The following is an 18,446-nucleotide window of genomic DNA, read 5'->3' as shown; positions in this document are numbered from 1 at the left end:
GCGCGTGCACATCGTCACCTTCTCCTTCGAGTGCGGCGGCTTCGACAACCGGCTGATGCGCGGCGGGCTGTCCCCGCTCGTGTGGAACCTGTCCCGTGAGTACGCCGCGCGCGGCCACCGCGTCTCGCTGGTCACACCCGCGCACGGTCACCTTCAGGCACTGCGGGAGCGGTTCGACGTCCGGGAGCTCGACTACCGCGACGAGCACACGGTGCCGCTGGTGCTCGACCCCAAGGTGTGGCCCGGCCGGCCCGCCGAGACCGGTCTCGCCCTCGACACCCGCGCCCACCTGTTACGCCTGGACGGCGTGGACGTCTATCTGCTGTCCGACGCCTTCCTGGACCTGCTGCCGGACCGGCTCTACCCGCCTCCGGCCCTCGAGGGCCGGGACCTGGCGTACCTCAAGCCGCTGGTCTTCCAGGTCGGCGGCCTGCGCTTCGTCCAGCGCCACCTGGCGGACGGCCCGGCGGTCGTGCACGGCTTCGAGCCCTACTACCACTACCTGCTGCCCGTGGTCCTCGCCGACGACGACCGGTACCGGACGGTGAGCACGGTCGCCGCGAACGCCCCCGTCACGCAGAAGGTGTACCGGCCGCAGGTGGAACGGCTGCTGGAGCTCTTCGGGGTCCGCGGACCGGACCTCGACGCCCTGGACGGGCCACCGCCCGCCGAGGACTCCCCCCTGGCCACCATGGCCCGGGCGCTGGCCGGCACCCGTATGCACGTCGAGTACGGGCCGGACCACGTGGGTGTGTTCCCGCTGATCGCCGACCGCGCGGATCTGATCGACTTCGTGTCCCCCGGTCAGCGCGACCACTACGTCACCTGGCAGGACACGCCGTTCGAAGCCCTGTTCCGGTCGCTGCCCGTGGCGCGGCGGCTGCGGGAACGGCCGGACCGGCTGCTGGCCGGCGGCTGCGGCATCGCGGACAGCTGGCTGGCGCGCGACCCGGAGGCCGTGGACCGGGCCGCGGTGCGCCGGTCGCTCGGTCTGACGGGCACCGGTCCGGTCTTCTACCACGCCGCCCGCTACGCGGTGCACCACAAGGGCCAGCTGGAGCTGATGCGGGCCGTGGAGGAGGTGCTGGCCGGAGATCCGGAGGTGGGTTTCGTGATCCGCTGCTCGACCGGGGGCGGCGGTGACGCGCCGGCGGCGGTCGCGAACGCCGCGTTCCAGCGGCTCGCCGACCGCTTTCCGGGACAACTCCGCCTGGAGTGGCGGCTCGCCGACGAGGACACGTTGTTCGAGCAGGCGGCGAGCGCCGACTTCTGCGTGTATCCGTCCAAGTTCGAACTGGACGGTTTCCTCATCGCCCAGGCCGAGGCGATGGCCTGCGGGGCGGTGCCGATCGCCACCGCCCAGCGGGTGACCTCCCACTTCGGGCACGGGCGGCCCCTCGACGACCCGGACGCGACGGGCTTCTCCGTGCCCGGTTCCTTCCGCGACGACGACCCGGGGCTGGCCCGGGCCCTCGCCGGGCGAATACGCGAGGCCGTGACGCTCTTCCGCACGGCACCCGGCACCTACGCCCGGCTCTCGGGCAACGCCCGGCGCCTGGGCCGCTCGTTCACCTGGGCCCGCAGCGCGGACCTGCGTCTGGCCGCCTACGCACGTCTGCTGCGCGGCGAGCGCGCGCAGCCGCCGGCCGGCGAACTGGTCGAGCGGGGCTGGCTGGAGGCGCTGCCGCCCGCCGCCCACACCGAGCATCGTGAGCTGATCGCGCGGGCGGCGACGGAACGCGGTGACGCCACCGCCCTCGCCCGCGTTCTCGGGTGCGGCGTCGACGAACTCGGAACGGACGACTGGGAGCGGTTGTTCACCTCGGCCCATCACCGGGGGGACTTCACCCGCTGTGCCGAACTGGCCCGGCGGGCGGGCCGACCGGACCTGTGGGCCCGGCAGGCGGACCGCTTCCGGCTCACCGCCGCTCCGGACGGCACGTGGCGCGTGCGGTACGCGCACGCCGAGGCGGAACGGGTCGAGCTGGTGGTCGAGGCATCCGCGACGACGGGCACGGCCCCCGGCCGGGCCCTGACGGCCGCCACCCCCACCGCACCCGCTGCCCAGGCCCCGAGCAGGGCCACCGCGTCCACGGCACCCGTGGTCACGGCTGTCGCGGACACGACTGCCGCCGGCACGGCCCGCTCGGACGTGGCTGCCCTGGACACGGACTCCGCGGACGTCCCCTCCGCAGACGCAGCTGCCGCGGACACGACTGCCGCGGACGGTGAAGCGCGGGAAGCCGGCGCTCCGCGCCCCCCGCTGGAGTCGGTCACCGAGGTCCTCGCCTCCGACGAGCCGGCTCCCGCCCCCGGCGGTGCCGTGCTGCGGCCGCTCGCCGCCGGCGGCGACGGCGTGTTCACGGGGACACTGGACGGACCGCCCGTCGGAGGTCACGCCGTCGCCCTGGTGACCCTGCGCTCCGGCCGGGTGGTCTGGGACACCGTGCCGACCCGCGCACCCGCGTTCCGGCTGGTGGCGACCGATCTCGACGGTACGCTGCTGCGCAGCGACCTGACCGTGTCGGCGCGCACCCGCCGGGCGCTGGAACGGGTCGCCGCCTCCGGCGCCCACCACCTGGTGGTCACCGGACGCCCCGCGGTGGCCTGCAGGCAGCTCCTGAACGCCCTCGGCTACGGAGGGCTGGCCGTCTGCGGCCAGGGCGCGCAACTGTACGACGCCGGTGCGGACCGCCTGCTGTCCTCGGTGTCCCTGGACCGTGATCTCGCCCGCGGCGTCGTCGCGAAGGTCGAGGCCGAACTGGGCCGGGTCGAGCTCGGCGTCGTCACCTCGCCGCCGGAGAGCCGGTTCAAGGTGACCCCCGGCTTCGGGGAACGGGTCCGCCACGGCTGGGACGTGACCACCGACCCGGGCCGGCTGTGGGCGGCGCCCATCGACAAGCTGATCCTGCACCACCCGCACGTCGACGAGGACCGGCTGGCCGCCGTCGCACAACGGCTGACGGACGGCGAGGTGACCGTCGTGCACTCGGTCAAGGGCATGGTGGAGGTCCTACCCGCGGGCACCGACAAGGGCGCCGGTGTGGCCCGGGCCGCCGAACTGCTGGGCTTCACCGGCGCCGACACCGTCGCCTTCGGCGACATGCCCAACGACATCCCGCTGCTGGCCTGGGCCGCTCACGGCGTGGCGGTCGCCAATGCCCACCACGATCTGCGGGCCATGGCCGACGAGGTCGCCCCGGGCAACGACGAGGACGGGGTCGCCGCCGTCCTCGAACGCCTCTTCTCGCCGGAAGGGGGCCGTCCGTGACCCGCCCCACCGCGCCCGGCTCGTCCCTGCGGGACCTGGCCCGCGCGCACGGCGTGAGCACCGAGTACGTCACCGACCGCGGTGACCGCGTCACCGTCCCCGCGGACACCCTGGTCGCGGTCCTGGCCGCGTGCGGCGTGGACGCGAGCACCCCGGACGCCGCCCGGCGGGCCCTGGCCGTCCGGCGCGCGGCGGACGCGGACAGGCTGCTTCCGCCCTGCGTGGTCGTCCGTGCCGGATCGGCCGCGGGGCTGCGGCTGCCGCCCGGCGCCGAGGCCCGCGTCGCCCTGGAGGACGGTGGCGAGAAAGCTCCCGAGGACCCGCTGCCGCCGGGCGCGCACGTCCTGCATGCCGTGGCGGGCCGGCGGCGGGCGTCCGCTCCGCTGCTGTCGGTGCCCGAGCGCATCCCCGTGCCCGAGCGGCGCGGCTGGGGCTTCCTGGTCCAGCTGTACTCGGTGCTCTCCCGCAGGTCCTGGGGCATGGGCGACCTGGCCGACCTCGCGGAGCTGGCCTCCTGGTCCGGCCGCGCGCTGGGCGCCGGCTTCGTCCAGCTGGGGCCGCTGCACGCGGTGGAGCCGGGTCCGCTGCCCGATCCGTCGCCGTACCGGCCGAGTTCGCGGCGGTTCGCGGACCCGATGCACGTCCGGGTGGAGGAGGTGCCGGAGTACCGGTACCTGGACCGGGAGGCCCGCCGCGCGGTGGACTCCTGCGCCGCCCGGGCGCGGGCCCTCAACGAGCGCGTGCTGAGCGGTGGGACGCTGATCGACCGGGAGGTGGTGCGCGCCCTCAAGTTCGAGGCGCTGCGCCATGTGTACCGGGTGCCGGCCCCGCCCGGCCGCCGTGCGGCTCTGGAGGCGTTCACCGCCCGCGAGGGCGGGGACCTGACGGACTTCGCCACCTGGTCCGCGCTGGCCGAGGTGCACGGCGGCGCCTGGCGGTCCTGGCCCGAGGGGTTGCGCGACCCGCGGTCGCCGCGGGTGGCCGAGGCGCGCGAGGAACTGGCGGAAGCCGTCGCGTTCCACCGCTGGCTGGCGTGGATCACCGACGAGCAGCTCGCCGCCGCGCAGCGCGTGGCGAAGGACGCGGGCATGGACATCGGCCTGGTGCACGACCTGGCGGTGGGCGTCGCCCCCGAGGGGGCCGACGCCTGGACGCTGCAGCACTGCCTGGCCGGCGGGATGAGCGTCGGGGCCCCACCGGACGACTTCAATCCGCTCGGTCAGGACTGGGGCCAGCCGCCCTGGCGGCCGGACGCGCTGGCCGCCGAGGGGTACCGACCGCTGGCTGGGCTGCTGCGCGCCGGCATGCGGCACGCGGGGGCCCTGCGGGTCGACCACGTCATGGGGTTGTTCCGGTTGTGGTGGGTGCCCGAGGGCCGACCCCCGTCCGAGGGGACCTACGTCCGCTACGACGCCGAGGCCATGCTCGGCGTGCTGCTCCTGGAGGCCCACCGGGCCGGGGTGGCGGTGATCGGCGAGGACCTCGGCACGGTGGAGCGCGGTGTCCGCGAGGAGCTGGCCGCGCGCGGCGTGCTCGGCACGTCGGTGCAGCGCTTCGAGTACCTGGGCGGTTCCGAGGGACGGCACGGTCCGCTGCCGCCGCGGCAGTGGCGCAGGAACTGCCTGGCCACGCTGACCACCCACGACCTGCCGACGACCACCGCATGGCTGAGCGGCGAACACGTCGACCTGCGGGCCCGGCTGGGGCTGCTGACCCGCCCGGAACCGGAGGAGAAGGCGCAGGCGGCGGCCGAGCGGGACGGCTGGCTGGCGGAACTGCGCCGGCAGGGCCTGCTGCCCGACGCCGACGGCGAGCTGGTCGCCCTGCACCGTTTCCTGACCCGCACCCCGTCCACCCTGCTCGGGGTCTGGCTGCCGGACGCCACCGGCGACCGCAGGCCCCAGAACCTGCCCGGTACCGCTGACGTGCACCCCAACTGGAGGCTGCCGGTGGCGGACGGGCACGGCCGGCCGGTGCCCTTGGAGGACCTGCCCGGCCATCCCCACGTACAGGCCGTCGCCCGCGTGTTCGCCGACGGTGAACCGCACGGAACGAAGACCGAGGAGAGAGATGTCAGGCCAGGCCCTTGATCGGCTCGAGGGGGTCCGCGAGGACTCCGGAGGCTTCGACCTGCTGGCGCCGGACGGCACGCGCTACCGTGTGGACGTCACCGACGGGGTGTTCGACCCCCGCAACCCGCTCCTCGCGGGCTATGTGGCGGGACGGCGTGTGGTGGCCTTCGTCGGCCCCACGGTGGACCGTCTCTACGGCGACCGGCTGCGCGCCTACCTCGACGCCCGGCTGGAGCCGGGCAGCTGGAGCGTCCACACCATCGACAGCGGTGAACGGAACAAGACCCTCACGTCGGTGGAGCGGGTGTGCGCCGTCGCCAAGGCGTCTGGCCTGGACCGGCACGGGGTGATGCTCGCCGTGGGCGGCGGGATCGTCGCGGACGTCGTGGGCTTCGCGGCCTCGATGTACGCCCGCGGCATCCGCTACATCAAGGTCAACACCACCCTGGTGGGACAGGTGGACGTGGGCGTCGGGGTGAAGACCGGCGTCAACGCCCTGGACTCCAAGAACATGTTCGGCGCCTACCACCCCGCGCACGCCTCGCTCAACGACCCGGCCCTGCTGGCCACCCTGCCGGCCCGGGAGATCCGCTGCGGCCTCGCGGAGATCGTGAAGATGGCCGTGATCCTCGACTCCGACCTCTTCCGGGCGCTGGAGGAGCACCCGGACGCCTTCCTGCGTTCCTCCGACGGCGCGCTGGAGACGTACGTGCTGCGCACCTCGATGCGGCTGATGATGGAGGAGCTCTGCCCCAACCTCCGCGAGCACGACCTCGCCCGGCTCGTCGACTTCGGGCACACCTTCAGCCCGGTGGTCGAGACGGCCGGCGGCCACCGCCTGGAACACGGCGAGGCGGTCGCCGTCGACATGGCCCTGTCGGCACATGTGGCCCGGCTGCTGGGGCTCATCGACGCAGAGAGCTGCGCGCGCGTGGTGACGCTGCTGCGCCGCATCGGCCTCCCCGTGTTCGACCCGGCCACCTGCACGCCGGAGCTGATGACGCAGGCCCTGCACGCCTCCTGGCAGCGACGGGGACGCAAGCTGCACCTCGTCGTGCCGACCGGCATCGGCAAGGCGGACTTCGTGGAGCGGCTGGAGGACCTGCCCGCCGACGTGCTGCGGGCCGCCCTGGACGCGCTGGCGCGCGACGGGGGCACGGAGTGACCGCCCGCGACGTGGTGAACCTCGACACGCTCCTGCGCGGCAAGGAGCACGACCACGGCGGGCTGGGCACGATCCTCGCGCACCGCCTGTTCGCCCGCGCCGAAGGCGGCGTGGGAGCGGAGTTCGTCGACATCGCCGTGCTGCCGCCCGGCACGTCCATAGGGCGCCATCGGCACGCCCTGGACCGTGAGACGTACGTCGTGCTCAGCGGCAGCGGGCTGATGTACCGGGACGGAGCCGAGTTCCGCGTCGGCGCCGGGGACGTCGTCGTCAACCGCCCGTACGGCGAGCACGGCCTCGTCAACGACTCGGCCGCCGATCTGTGGCTTCTGGTCTTCGAGGAGGAGCTCCGTGACCATCCCGCGGTCTGACCGTCTCTCCGCCGGTCCGGCGCACCGCGCGGACTCCTGGCGGCCCCACGACGTCTTCACCGTGCTCGACGTGGGAGGCACGACGCTGCGGACCGGGAGCTACGACCCGGTGACGGCAGCCGTCTCCCGCGTGCGCCGGGTGCCGGTCGAGGGCATGGCCCGTCATCCGGAGGACTCGGTGGCCGGTCTGCAGCGCCGCGTCGTGGACCAGATCGTCCACGAGGTCGGCCGGCACACCGCGGGGACGGCGCCGCGCGCCGTCGGCGTGGCCTTCGCCGGGCCGATCTCCGCCGGCGGCCTCGTGCTGGCCGCTCCCACGGTGTGGGGGCGGCGCGGTGACCCGCTGCCGCTGGGGCAGCTCCTGACGGAGCGGACCGGCGTACCGGTCGTGGTGGTCAACGACCTGACCGCCGCCGCCTGGCGCTACGCGGCGACCGAGACCGAGCCGTTCTGTCTGATCACCGTCAGTTCCGGCATCGGCAACAAGGTCTTCCGGGGTGGGGAGGTGCTGCTGGACGCGGACGGGCACGGGGGCGAACTCGGGCACTGGGTGTGCGATCCGTCCCCGGGAGCGCCGCTGTGCGACTGCGGTGCGCGCGGCCATCTCGGTGCCGTCGCCTCCGGGCGGGGGGTGCTCGCCGCGGTCCGCCGTGCGGCGGACGCCGACCCGGCCGGTTTCGCCCGGTCCCGGCTGGCCGCGCGCTGCGGCGGCCGCGTGCCCGGCATCGACAACCCGGCCGTCGCGGCCGCGGTGCGGGAGGGCGACGAGTTCACCACGCAGGTGCTGCGCGGCACCCTCACGCATCTCGCGCAGGCGATCGGGGCCGTCTTCACCTCCGTCGGGGTGTGCCGGTACATCGTGATGGGCGGCTTCGCACTGGCGGTCGGCGAACGCTACCGGGAGCTGCTGGTGGGCGAGTTGGTGAGACTGGGGTGTTTCGGTCTGGACGCGGACGCGGTCGACGCCATGGTGTCGCTCGGCGAACCGGACGACGACCACGGCCTGATCGGTGCCGGCAGACTGCTGGCCGACCGGATGTCCCGGCCGTCCCCGGCGGGTGCCCGGTGAACGCCGGGGGCACCCTCGTCGTCGGCAGCGGTTTCGTCGGCATGGGCATCGCGCGACGGCTGGCGGCGGCCGGTGAGCCGGTCACCGTCACCTCGCGCCACCGCCCGGAGCACCTTCCGGACCTCCCGGGGTTCCGGTGGCACGCCCTGGACGCCACCGATTCCGCGGCGTGCGGCCGGCTCGTGGCCCGGCTGGACCCGCGGCGCATCGTCCTCGTGCACGGCCCGTCCGACGTCACGTGGTGCGAGGAGCACCCGGACCTGGCCGTCGCGGCGCACACCGCCGCGGCCGCCCACTTCGCCGCGCTGGCCGGGGACGCGAGGCTGCTGATGATCTCCACCGACAACGTCTTCGACGGATCCCGGCCCGACAACCCCGAGGACGCCCCGGTCTCCCCGGCCAACGCCTACGGCCGCGCGAAACTGCAGGCGGAACGGACCGTGCTCGACGCGGCGGCGGACGCGGTGGTGCTGCGGGTCAGCCTGGTCTACGGGCACGAGCCCGCGGACGCCGGCAAATGGCTCAACTTCTTCGCCGCGTGCGCGCACCGGCTGCGGCGCGGCGAGCAGGTCAGGGTGCCGCGGGACCAGTGGACGACCCCGGTGCTGGTGGACGACGTCGCGGAGGTGACGGCGGCTCTGCTGGGCGCCGGCGCGCCCCTGCCGCCGGTCCTCCATCTGGGCGGGCCGGACCGCGTGAGCCGTGCCGCCTGGGCCTCGGTCGTCGCCGAGACGCTGGGGGCGCCCGCGCACCTGGTCGTGCCGGTGCCGCGGGCGGCCACGCGGTACGCCTCCCGGCCGGAGAACGCGTGCCTGACCGGCTCCCGTCTCGCCCGGTTGCCGGCCACCGGGGTGATCACCGTCCGGGGCGTGCGGGAGGGCGCCCGGTACCTGGCCCCGGCGTTCACGACGGCACGCTGAACACCCCGCCCGGCGCCGCGGGTGACCGCACGTCCGACAACGTGCCGGGACACCCGGCCCGCGCGCGGCCCCCGCACACCGTGCGGCCGCGCGCGTCACCCCCGCCCGGGCGGCGGACCGCCGCCGCCCGGCTCGCACGACCGCCGCCGTCCGGTGGCGAGATGGTGGAGCAGACGTATGTCCGGCGGATGGTGGTGAGCGGCCCGGGCAGCGAAAGGACGCCCGCACTCTTTACGCGCTTGTCATGCGCGAGTAATCTCCGGATGCCTGCAAGATGTTGCCGCAAGTTTCCGACAGGCGGCGCATCGCGGGCACGGACGCAGGAGGCCTCGAGGCGCGTCAAGGTCTCCGCCGGCGTCCGCACGGCAGCCGGCCCTCCCCCACCGCATCCTGGAGACGCGCATGAGACGCCGCCGCTCCCTCACCCGCCCCTGGGCGGCCGGAGCTCTCGCCGCAGGCACCCTCGTCCTGCCCCTGACCACTCCCACCACGTCCGAGGCCGCCGCAGCGCCGGCCTCCCCGGCCGCCGCCTCGGCCACCGTCTTCTACTACACGAAGACGAAGAACTGGACGGACCACTACCTCCACTACGCCCCCGACGGCGGAAGCTGGACGACCGCCCCCGGCACGCGCATGGAAGCCGCCTGCACGGACTGGGTGAAGCTCACCGTCGACCTGGGATCCGCCGCCGGGCTGAAGGCCACCTTCAACAACGGCAAGAGTGTCTGGGACAACAACGGCGGCCAGGACTACGCCCTGGGCACCGGGAACATCACGGTCAAGGACGGCGTGGTGGCGCACAGCGACCCCTGCGCCGGGACCGGAGGACCCGGCAACGAGGCGACCGTCTACTACTCGACCCAGACCCTCGGCTGGACCACCGCCAACCTGCACTACCAGCCCGCCGGCGGCTCCTGGAGCGCCGTGCCCGGTGTGGGCATGGAGGCCGCCTGCGCCGGCTGGTGGAAGCAGACGGTCGGCCTGGGCTCCGCGACCTCGTTGAGAGCGGCCTTCAACAACGGCAACGGGGTCTGGGACAACAACAACGGATCGGACTACACCCTGGCCTCCGGGACCAGCACGGTGAAGAACAACACCGTCACCGCGAACGCGAAGGACCCGTGCGCCGCCGAGGAACCCGACACCGAGGCGCCCACCGCCCCGTCCGGTGTCAGGGCGAGCGCGACCGACACCTCCGTGGTCCTGTCCTGGAACGCCGCCACCGACGACACCGGCGTGACCAGGTACCAGGTCACCCGCACCGGCGGCACCGAGGGCACCACGGTCACCGACGTGACCTCCACCGTGCTCTCCGACACCGGCCTGGAGGAGAACACCACCTACACCTACACGGTCAAGGCCGTGGACGCGGCCGGCAACGCCTCGGCCGCCTCCGCCCCGGCCTCGGCCACCACCGGGAAGAAGCCGCCGGCGCCCCCCACGGGCGCACCGCTGGGGACGGACCCGCGCAAGGACCCGATCTACTTCGTCATGACCGCCCGCTTCAACGACGGCGACAGCTCCAACAACCGCGGCGGCAGCCAGCACGTGAAGTCGGGCAACGCCGCCAACAACGACCCCATGTTCCGCGGCGACTTCAAGGGCCTGGTCGAGCGGCTCGACTACATCAAGGCGCTCGGTTTCTCCGCCGTGTGGATCACCCCGGTCGTCCTCAACCGCTCGGACTACGACTACCACGGCTACCACGGCTACGACTTCTACAAGGTCGACGCCCGGCTGGAGTCGGCCGGCGCGACCTACCAGGACCTGATCAACGCGGCCCACGCCAAGGGCATGAAGATCTACCAGGACGTCGTCTACAACCACAGCTCCCGCTGGGGCGCCAAGGGACTGTTCACGCCGACCGTGTACGGCGTGCGGGACAACCAGTGGAGCTGGCTCTACGACGAGAAGAACGCGGGCTTCGAGTACGACGGTCTGACCGTCGAGACCAAGTCCGGCAAGTCGTACTACAACGGCGACCTCTGGTCGACCGCCGAACCGACCGGCAACACCTGCCTGAACTGGGGCAAACCCACCGGGACCAAGAGCCCCGAGGGTTACACGATCTACAACTGCCAGTGGCCGAACCCCACATCGGGCATGTTCCCCAAGGCGTACTACCACAACTGCTGGATCGGCAACTGGGAGGGCGAGGACTCCCGCTCCTGCTGGCTGCACGACGACCTCGCCGACTTCAACACCGAGTCGGCACCCGTGCAGAACTACCTGATCGGCGCCTACAACAAGTACATCGACATGGGTGTCGACGGCTTCCGCGTCGACACGGCCGTCCACATCCCCCGCGTCACCTGGAACCGCCACTTCCTGCCGGCCATCCAGGAGCGCGTCACCCAGAAGTTCGGGGCCGAGGCCGCGAAGAACTTCTTCGTCTTCGCCGAGGTCGCCGCCTTCGTCAACGACAAGTGGAACCGGGGCTCGGTCAACCACTCGGCGCAGTTCTACACCTGGAAGGAGCGCAAGGAGTACAGCGCCGACGACGGGAAGGCGGCGCTCGAACAGTACGACTACGAGAACGGCCAGGGCACGGGCAACCAGCCGACCTCGAACAACGCCTTCCTGAACGGCAACACCTACCACGCGCCCGACCACAGCAAGTTCTCCGGCATGAACATCATCGACATGCGCATGCACATGAACTTCGGTGACGCGTACAACGCCTTCGGTAACGGCAAGGACTCCGACGACAGCGTCAACGACGCCACCTACAACGTCGTCTACGTCGACAGCCACGACTACGGACCCAACAAGAGCAACGAACGCTACACGGGCGGCACCGACGCCTGGGCCGAGAACATGTCCCTGATGTGGACCTTCCGCGGCATCCCCACCCTCTACTACGGCTCGGAGATCGAGTTCCAGAAGGGCAAGAAGATCGACTGCGGCCCTACCTGCCCCCTCGCCACGACGGGACGCGCCTACTACGGCGACCACCTGGCCGGCTCTGTCACGGCCTCCGGCTTCGGCACGGTGGAGTCCGCGAGCGGCAAGGTCGCCACCACCCTGGACCAACCGCTGGTGAAGCACCTGCAGCGACTGAACCAGATCCGCCGGGCCGTCCCGGCCCTCCAAACGGGTCAGTACTCCACGGAGGGCATCTCCGGCGGCATGGCCTTCAAGCGCCGGTACACCGACGGCGTCACCGACAGCTTCGCGCTCGTCACCGTGTCCGGCTCCGCCATGTACACGGGGATCCCCAACGGCACCTACCGGGACGCCGTCACCGGTGACACCCGCATCGTCTCCGACGGCAGGCTCACCGTCGGGGCGCCCGGTAAGGCCAACCTCCGCGTCTACGTCCTCAACGGCACCGGGAAGATCGGGAAGGACGGCCCCTACCTGAAGTAGCAACATCCCGCTCACGCCGACGGATCACCGGGCGGAGCCGCCCCACCGTGGACCGGATCCGCTCGGCGTCGGCGAAGTAGACGCCGCCCTCGACGCGCAGCACGACCACCCCGGGATCCTGCGGCTGTCCCTGTGCCGGCCGAGCGCGGTGAAGTGCCCGTTCCCCGGCAGCCGGCCCAGTTCGCTGGCGACCGGGCGCGAGGAGCGGTGGAGGAGCAGCAGCAGCGAGGCGCCGGTGCCGATGAACAGGCCGGGCGGCGTGTCGAGGACCATTACTCCGAGCATCGCGGCGACGGCGGCGAGACCGCCGAGGTCGTTGAGCGAGACGTCGGGGAAGCCGAACAAGGGCAGCCCGGTGTCGGTGTCCCCGACGACAGCGGCACCGTGGCCCTCCAGATCGAAGGCCGCCGCCACCGCGATCCCCAGCACCACCGCGATCAGCGAGCCGGGCACGACCGGGGCGATCCACCGCAGCACGAGGACCGGCAGGAGGCTGCCGGCACCGCCCAGGGCCGCCGTCAGCGCGGCGAATGGGTGCCGGAACCGCCCGCGGTCTAACCGACGATCGCTGCCGAGAGCGCCGCCGTGGCCGCCATCGGCCCGACCACCAGGTGTCCGGAGCTGCCGAGGACGGCGTAGAGGATCAGGGGGCGGGCGCCGCGCAGAGGCCGACCACGGACGAGATACCGGCGATCGTCGCACAGGCGAGCGCCTCGGGCACGAGAACCGCCCACACGGTCGCCCCGGCCAGTGCGTCCCGTCCCAGCCACTGTCACCGGTATCCCCGCAGGCGGACCGACGGGTCCCGTCCCTGGCCGCCACGTGGTCCTCACCGGGCCGACTGCGTCTTGATCGTCAGGCTTGGTCCGCTGAAGACGCAGCCGCGTCCTGACCAGAGGCCCTGGCGGCGCCGGGCCGGGTCACTCCCCTCGCGGCCCGGACGTCAGCAACGCCAGGACACCGCCGCGTCCGATGCTGACCGTCTGCTGACCTCAGCCCGACATTCATGCCTCTGACCTGCGGGAATGACCAAGTGCCAGATCTTGGACCTGAACATGGTGCGCAGCACTTCGGACTCCTGCGTGATGGCTCCTCGCCTGCGCTTCCGCGCAAAACCAGGCTGTTGCACCATCGGCGACCGAGCACCCACTCGAGCACCTGTCTCGGAGTTGCGAGAACTCGTGCTGCCCAGATGCCGACCTGCCTGACGGTGCGCCAGGTGAGCGCTTCGTCGAGCACGGAGCCATCCTCCACACAGGACGCCGGCCGCCGCGGTTCTGCGACATGTGCGGAGTACTCGTCCGGAACATGACCGTCCGCCCCGGCGTCCGGGTGGGACGCCGGGGTGGGCGCCGGCCGGGAGTCCCGGCCGGGAGGGCTGTCAGCAGCCGATGGGGGCGGAGCCGACGGCCACGTCGTCGAACCACAGGGTGTCGTCGCCCGTCCCGTAGCTCTCCCAGCCCAGTCGCAGGGCGGTGGGGCGGGGCGGGGTGGTGCGGGCGAGCCACTGCCGGTCGACGTCCTGCGTCGGCACACCGTCGGCGTGCAGTCCCGGAATCTGCTCGTCATCGAGCCAGGTGTCGAGTCCGGGGGCCGTCGTGTCGATCGCGAAACGCAGGCACTGCCAGCTTCCCGTCGGCAGCGGCCTGCTCAGCGCCACGCCGGCCGGGCTCTGCTCCGGCAGGGTGGCGTCGTCGCTCTCCCGGTTCCACTGCAGGGCGCCGTTCTGGCCGCCGACGCGCAGGCTCCGCCCGCTCTGGGAGGAGTCGGGCAGGGAGACGAAGGTGACGTGGGCGGAGGGGAGCGCGGTGGTGTGCCGCACCCACATGCGTACGTGCATGACCGGACCGACCGAGGACAGGTCCGCGGTGGAGGCGACGAAGGCGTGGTTGCAGTAGCCGGCCCGGCCGTCGATCCGCAGCGACCGGCTGCCGCTGTGCGCGACGGCGGTGTCCACGGCGGCCGTCCCGGTGCCCTGGCAGTCGGGTGCGGTGAAGCGCCAGGCGCCGGACGGGGTGGAGCCGGTCTGGTCCTCGAAGTCCGAGCAGAGCGCGGCGTCGCCGCAGTCCGCGCCGGGTGGCGGGGTCGTGGGCGGGGGCGTGGTCGGCGGCGTGGTGCCGTCGCCGCCGCACGACACGCCGTTGAGGGCGAAGTCGCTCGGTGCGGGGTCGGCCGAACGCCAGGTCCCCTGCAGACCGAACTCGGCGGCGCCTCCCGTGGGCAGCGTGCCGTTCCAGCCGAGGCTGTCGGCGACGACGGACGCGCCGGTCTGGGTGACGGTCGCGTTCCAGGCGGAGGTCACCCGCTGGTCGCCGGTGTAGGTCCAGGTCAGCCGCCAACTGTCGAGCGTCGGACCGAGATTGGTGACCTTGACCTGTGCGGTGTAGCCGTCGGCCCACTTGTTCACGGTGTAGTCGACCCGGCAGCCGGTCTCGGCGCCGGTCTCGGCGCCGCTCGCGGGCAGCACCGTGAGGGCGGATGCCGACAGTACGGCGGCGGTGAGGACCGCGGCCCAGGGCCGCCGCGGTAACCGTGCGAGAAGGGAGCGCACTTGTGCCTCCGAGGTGAGGGGGGAGAGGGACGTACGAGGTGCGAAAGCGGGGGGACGGGATGGGGAGCGCTCCCCATCGGCGGGGTGGGGGTCCGGTCGGCCGGACCCCCGTCGGGGGTCAGCTCGTGGGGAAGTTGTCCGGGGTGCTGATCCGGCTCTTGAGCAGCGCGCCGGACTCGGTCAGCACGCCGCTGCTGCTGTAGTCGGTGCCGTCGCAGGTGCCGGGCCGGAACGCCGCGCTGCCCTCGTCGGCGTCGGAGTAGGTCCAGTTCGCGTAGCTGATCTTCAGCTGGTCGAGCAGGTCCAGCCAGGCGATGCTGCTCGCCCGGTCCACCGCTCCGCCGCCGGTGGCGCTCACCGTGCCGAACTCGGAGACGAACAGCGGCAGTCGGGAGGCCGCCCGGCTCACCGTGGCACGGTAGTTGTCCTTGTGGCTCGCGGCGTAGAAGTGGAAGGCGTACATGATGTTGGTGGCGTTGACTGGGTTGGCGACGACCTCGCTCTCGTTGGAGCCGTCCGAGACTCCCAGCGAGGACCAGCCGCGGGTGCCGACGATGACGACGGCGTCCGGGTCGGCGGCCCGGATCACCGGGATGACCTGCTCGGCGTAGCTCTTGATGCCCGCCCAGCTCACGCCGTTGGGCTCGTTGGCGATCTCGTAGATCACGTTGTTCTTGCCGGCGTTGCGGGCGGCGACGGAGGCGAAGAACGTCTTCGCGCGGTCGAGGTTGAAGTTCGGGTCGCCCGGCGTGAGGGTGTGGAAGTCGATCACGGCGTACATGCCACGGGCCTCGGCCATGTCGACGAGGCTGTTCACACGGTTGGTGAAGCCCGCGGGGTCGGTCTCGTAACCGTCCTCCTGCACGTACATGGAGATGCGCAGCAGGTCCGACCGCCAGTCGTTCGCGAGCGCGTCCAGGGACGCGTTGGTGTAGCACTGGCTGAACCACTGGATGCCGTGGGTGCTCATGCCGCGCAGCTGGATGGGGCGGTTGTACTGGTTGCAGAGGTTGACGCCGCAGACGTGCAACTGTCCGTTGATGTCCACGGGGGTGCCGTCGCCCGAGGTGGGCGGGGGTTCTTCGACGGAGCCCGTGCAGGCGACGCCGTTGAGCGTGAACGCCGTGGGTTTCGGGTTGGCGCCCGTGAAGGAGCCGGTGAAGCCCACGTCGGCGGTCGCGCCGGTGGCCAGTGTGCGGTTCCAGTCGACAGCGGTGGCGGTGACCGTGGAGCCGGACTGCGACCAGGTGGCGTTCCAGCCCTGGACGACCTTCTGCCCGGCGTCGGGCAGGGTGAATCCGAGCGTCCATCCGGAGACGGGGCCGCCCAGGTTGGTGATCCTCACTCCGGCCTGGAAGCCGCCCTGCCACTGACTGGCCACCGTGTAGTCGACCCGGCAGCCGGTGGCGGCCACCGCCTGCGGACCGGACAGTGCCGTGAGGCCCAGGACCGTCGCACAGGTCGCCAGTAGGGCCAAAAAGCGTTTCACAGCGTTCCTCCTCATGCGATGCGAACTCGTGCGGTGCAAACTCATGCGGTGCGAACTCGTGCGGTGCGAACTCGTGCGGTGCGCATACGTGCGATGACTCGTGTCGTGCGAGCGCGGCGTGGTGCAGCGCGGCGCGACGCGATGGGAGCGCTCCCAAAGCCCATCGGCCCGAGACCGTACACCGACACGCCGACGCGCGATAGCCATGTGACGGCCGAAGAATGCCGCGGCGCGGGTGACTGCCGCTCACACGGAGACGTTCGGCCCCCGTCGACGCCTCCGAGGGCGTGTCCGACGAGACCCGGGCCCGGGTGCGCAAGCACTACGACGACGACCAGGTCGCCGCGTTGGCCACCCTGGTCGCCCTGATCAACGCGGCCAAGAAGACCGCGGCGTCCACCACGTAGTCGACCATCCGCACCCGAGGGTCGGCGATCAGTGCGGAGACCACCTCGGCGGCGTCGGCGCGGTCGTTGGTGACGACGTTGAGCACGCCCGCGGGCAGCCCCGCCTCGCGCAGGACGCCGGAGATGAGCAGGCCACAGGCGATCGGCGCGTCCTCGCTGGACTCGCCGCGTTCCGCTGACGGTCCGGCGGGTGCGCCGCAGTCTCCTGCGGCTGCCGGGCGGAGCGCGGGTTCACCGTGACGGCTTCCTCTTCTTGGGCTTTCCCCCGAGGCCCGGCAGCGGACGGGCATCCCTCAGCGTGCTGCCCTTCTTCTTGGCCCGCGTCTTCTTCCCCGGATTCGCCGGCGCCTGGCGCTTCCGCTTGCGCTTCGTCACCCCGCTGTTCAGCCAGTCGCGTGCCGTCCTCATCTCCTGGAGCAGTTTGGCGTGTTCGGGTTTCGGCAGGGTGACTATCGAGTCTTCCGCCTGTTCGAGAAGCCCCACCACGAGCCTTCTGTCCTGCTTCTCCCGTGCACCGCGCAGGGCTTCATGAAGCGGTGTGACTTCCAGTACCGAGGCGCGGGCCTCGACATGGACGATGGTTCGCCGCGTCGCCGGCGCGGCTCCCTGCGCGGCGATCCGTCCGTCGGTGGTGAGCGCCAGACGCGCCGGAGCGGTGCGGGACGGCATTCCGTACACGGCGAACGCCCGGTCGGTCTCCCGCTGGCACCAGCGCTTCAACACCTGTGCCGTGGCCGGTGTCCCGCCCCCGGCAGCGGCGACGACTTCCCGGATGTAGGGCGGTGGTTCACCCTCTGCGGTTCTCAGAAGGGCCGACAGCAGCGGTGCGCTCTCTCCGCCGGCCTGTTCCACGGCGATGAGCAGGCCGGCCCGGTCCTGCGGAGAGACCTCCAGCAGGTCACCGCCGGCTGTGCGGCACAGCGCCTCCCAGGTGGGCCTGGTCCGGAGGCGTGCGGCGGTGATCAGCGCCTCCCTCAGCGCTCGTACTTGGTCGTCGCGCGGCCTCGGCGCCGCCGCGGTACCCGCCGCGTCGAGAGGCCGCGAACCGGAGGTGCGGCGGCGCCGCTCGGCTCCTGGCACCCGCAGCCCCTCGGGAGTCATGGCGCAGGCCCGGAGTGGCACCCATTCGGTGCTGTTCCGGGGGTCCTCCGCCCGGAGACGGATGTGCCGGGCCGCGCCGTGCGTCTCGAAACGGAAACGAAGCAGGTATCCGTACTCGTCACACAGCTCTTCCATGGTTTCCGGTGGCACGGTGCTCGGCCCGAAGACCCAGTCGAGGGTGGCCGCCTCGCGCGTCAGCCGATCACGTGTGCTGGTCCACTCGGCGTGGGAGAGCTTGCTGAACTGGAAGCGTACGTGCTGCTGCCCGCCGTTCCCGGTGCGGAAGTCGACGGCGTCGCCCGGTCCGGACCCGAGATCGCGTGAGGTGGCACGTCCCTTGATCCCGAGTCTGCCGGTCCAGGCGGCGAGGTCGTCCTTGATGAAGAGGTGGTCGGCGCTGTTGGCACCCGTGGCCGTGCGATGGCAGGAGGTGTGGGGTCGGTGCGCGAAGTGGCAGACCTTGTCGCGGTACAGGCGGTCGGAGAGCTCGTTGCCACAGCCACCGAGCTGAGTTCCGCACCAGTACGAGTAGGTACGGTGACCACGACGCCACCGCAGCAGTTCATCGGCGTCCGTCGGCAGGATGATCGCACGTCCCGAGTTCGGGCTCCCGATCACCGCGGTCTGCACGAGTCTGCTGTCCGGACCACTCACTGCTTCC

The 18,446-nt window shown here is 72.3% G+C and carries 11 protein-coding genes and 2 pseudogenes; 8 read left to right on the top strand and 5 right to left on the bottom strand.

The features are described from left to right. The first annotated feature begins 4 nt into the window (after window positions 1-4). From JHAT_RS35820 to JHAT_RS02790, 7 genes are all read left to right on the top strand, one after another. Window positions 5-3,271 (top strand): HAD-IIB family hydrolase, encoded by a 3,267-nt coding sequence (locus tag JHAT_RS35820; RefSeq protein ID WP_171990712.1) that lies wholly within the window; start codon window positions 5-7, stop codon window positions 3,269-3,271. Further along, entirely contained in the window at window positions 3,268-5,361 is a 2,094-nt protein-coding gene (gene malQ / locus JHAT_RS02815) for a 4-alpha-glucanotransferase (RefSeq protein WP_077796413.1), read from the top strand. The genes JHAT_RS35820 and malQ overlap by 4 nt, the downstream gene beginning before the upstream one ends. Continuing rightward, on the top strand, window positions 5,342-6,508 hold the full coding sequence (locus JHAT_RS02810; protein ID WP_077796412.1) for a sedoheptulose 7-phosphate cyclase: 1,167 nt from the start codon (window positions 5,342-5,344) through the stop codon (window positions 6,506-6,508). The genes malQ and JHAT_RS02810 overlap by 20 nt, the downstream gene beginning before the upstream one ends. Beyond that, entirely contained in the window at window positions 6,505-6,879 is a 375-nt protein-coding gene (locus JHAT_RS02805; protein ID WP_077796411.1) for a cupin domain-containing protein, read from the top strand. The genes JHAT_RS02810 and JHAT_RS02805 overlap by 4 nt, the downstream gene beginning before the upstream one ends. Beyond that, window positions 6,860-7,948, top strand: a complete 1,089-nt coding sequence (locus JHAT_RS02800; protein WP_253195385.1) for an ROK family protein — start codon at window positions 6,860-6,862, stop codon at window positions 7,946-7,948. The genes JHAT_RS02805 and JHAT_RS02800 overlap by 20 nt, the downstream gene beginning before the upstream one ends. Beyond that, window positions 7,945-8,868, top strand: coding sequence for a sugar nucleotide-binding protein (locus tag JHAT_RS02795; RefSeq protein WP_077796410.1), 924 nt, complete (start codon window positions 7,945-7,947; stop codon window positions 8,866-8,868). Before JHAT_RS02800 ends, JHAT_RS02795 begins: the two co-directional genes overlap by 4 nt. A gap of 402 nt (window positions 8,869-9,270) precedes the next feature. After that, complete coding sequence (locus tag JHAT_RS02790; RefSeq protein ID WP_077796409.1) at window positions 9,271-12,237, top strand: carbohydrate binding domain-containing protein; 2,967 nt, start codon at window positions 9,271-9,273, stop codon at window positions 12,235-12,237. Window positions 12,238-12,261: 24 nt separating this feature from the next. On the opposite strand, the gene JHAT_RS34935 is transcribed toward JHAT_RS02790, so the two are convergent. The 3 genes from JHAT_RS34935 to JHAT_RS02775 form a co-directional block, all read right to left on the bottom strand. Continuing rightward, window positions 12,262-12,714: a SulP family inorganic anion transporter gene (locus JHAT_RS34935; RefSeq protein ID WP_077796408.1), complete on the bottom strand. Its 453-nt coding sequence runs from the start codon at window positions 12,712-12,714 to the stop codon at window positions 12,262-12,264. A 904-nt stretch (window positions 12,715-13,618) separates the two neighbouring features. Continuing rightward, window positions 13,619-14,788 (bottom strand): cellulose-binding domain-containing protein, encoded by a 1,170-nt coding sequence (locus JHAT_RS02780; protein WP_077796407.1) that lies wholly within the window; start codon window positions 14,786-14,788, stop codon window positions 13,619-13,621. 118 nt (window positions 14,789-14,906) lie between these two features. Next, window positions 14,907-16,277: a cellulase family glycosylhydrolase gene (locus JHAT_RS02775; protein WP_171990711.1), complete on the bottom strand. Its 1,371-nt coding sequence runs from the start codon at window positions 16,275-16,277 to the stop codon at window positions 14,907-14,909. Window positions 16,278-16,549: 272 nt separating this feature from the next. Between JHAT_RS02775 and JHAT_RS35105 the strand changes: the two are divergent. After that, a pseudogene (locus JHAT_RS35105) lies at window positions 16,550-16,684 on the top strand (carboxymuconolactone decarboxylase family protein); the annotation flags it as partial. 56 nt (window positions 16,685-16,740) lie between these two features. On the opposite strand, the pseudogene JHAT_RS35880 reads toward JHAT_RS35105, so the two are convergent. Further along, window positions 16,741-16,974, bottom strand: a pseudogene (locus JHAT_RS35880) (hypothetical protein); the annotation flags it as partial. Continuing rightward, window positions 16,916-18,439 (bottom strand): hypothetical protein, encoded by a 1,524-nt coding sequence (locus JHAT_RS02765; protein ID WP_077796405.1) that lies wholly within the window; start codon window positions 18,437-18,439, stop codon window positions 16,916-16,918. The gene JHAT_RS02765 and the pseudogene JHAT_RS35880, both read right to left, overlap by 59 nt. Window positions 18,440-18,446: the final 7 nt, after the last annotated feature.

This window comes from Streptomyces sp. JHA26 (assembly GCF_002005565.1).
Classification (GTDB): domain Bacteria; phylum Actinomycetota; class Actinomycetes; order Streptomycetales; family Streptomycetaceae; genus Streptomyces.
Note: the sequence above shows the minus strand (reverse complement) of the source record. Positions and strands in the feature narration are given on the sequence as shown.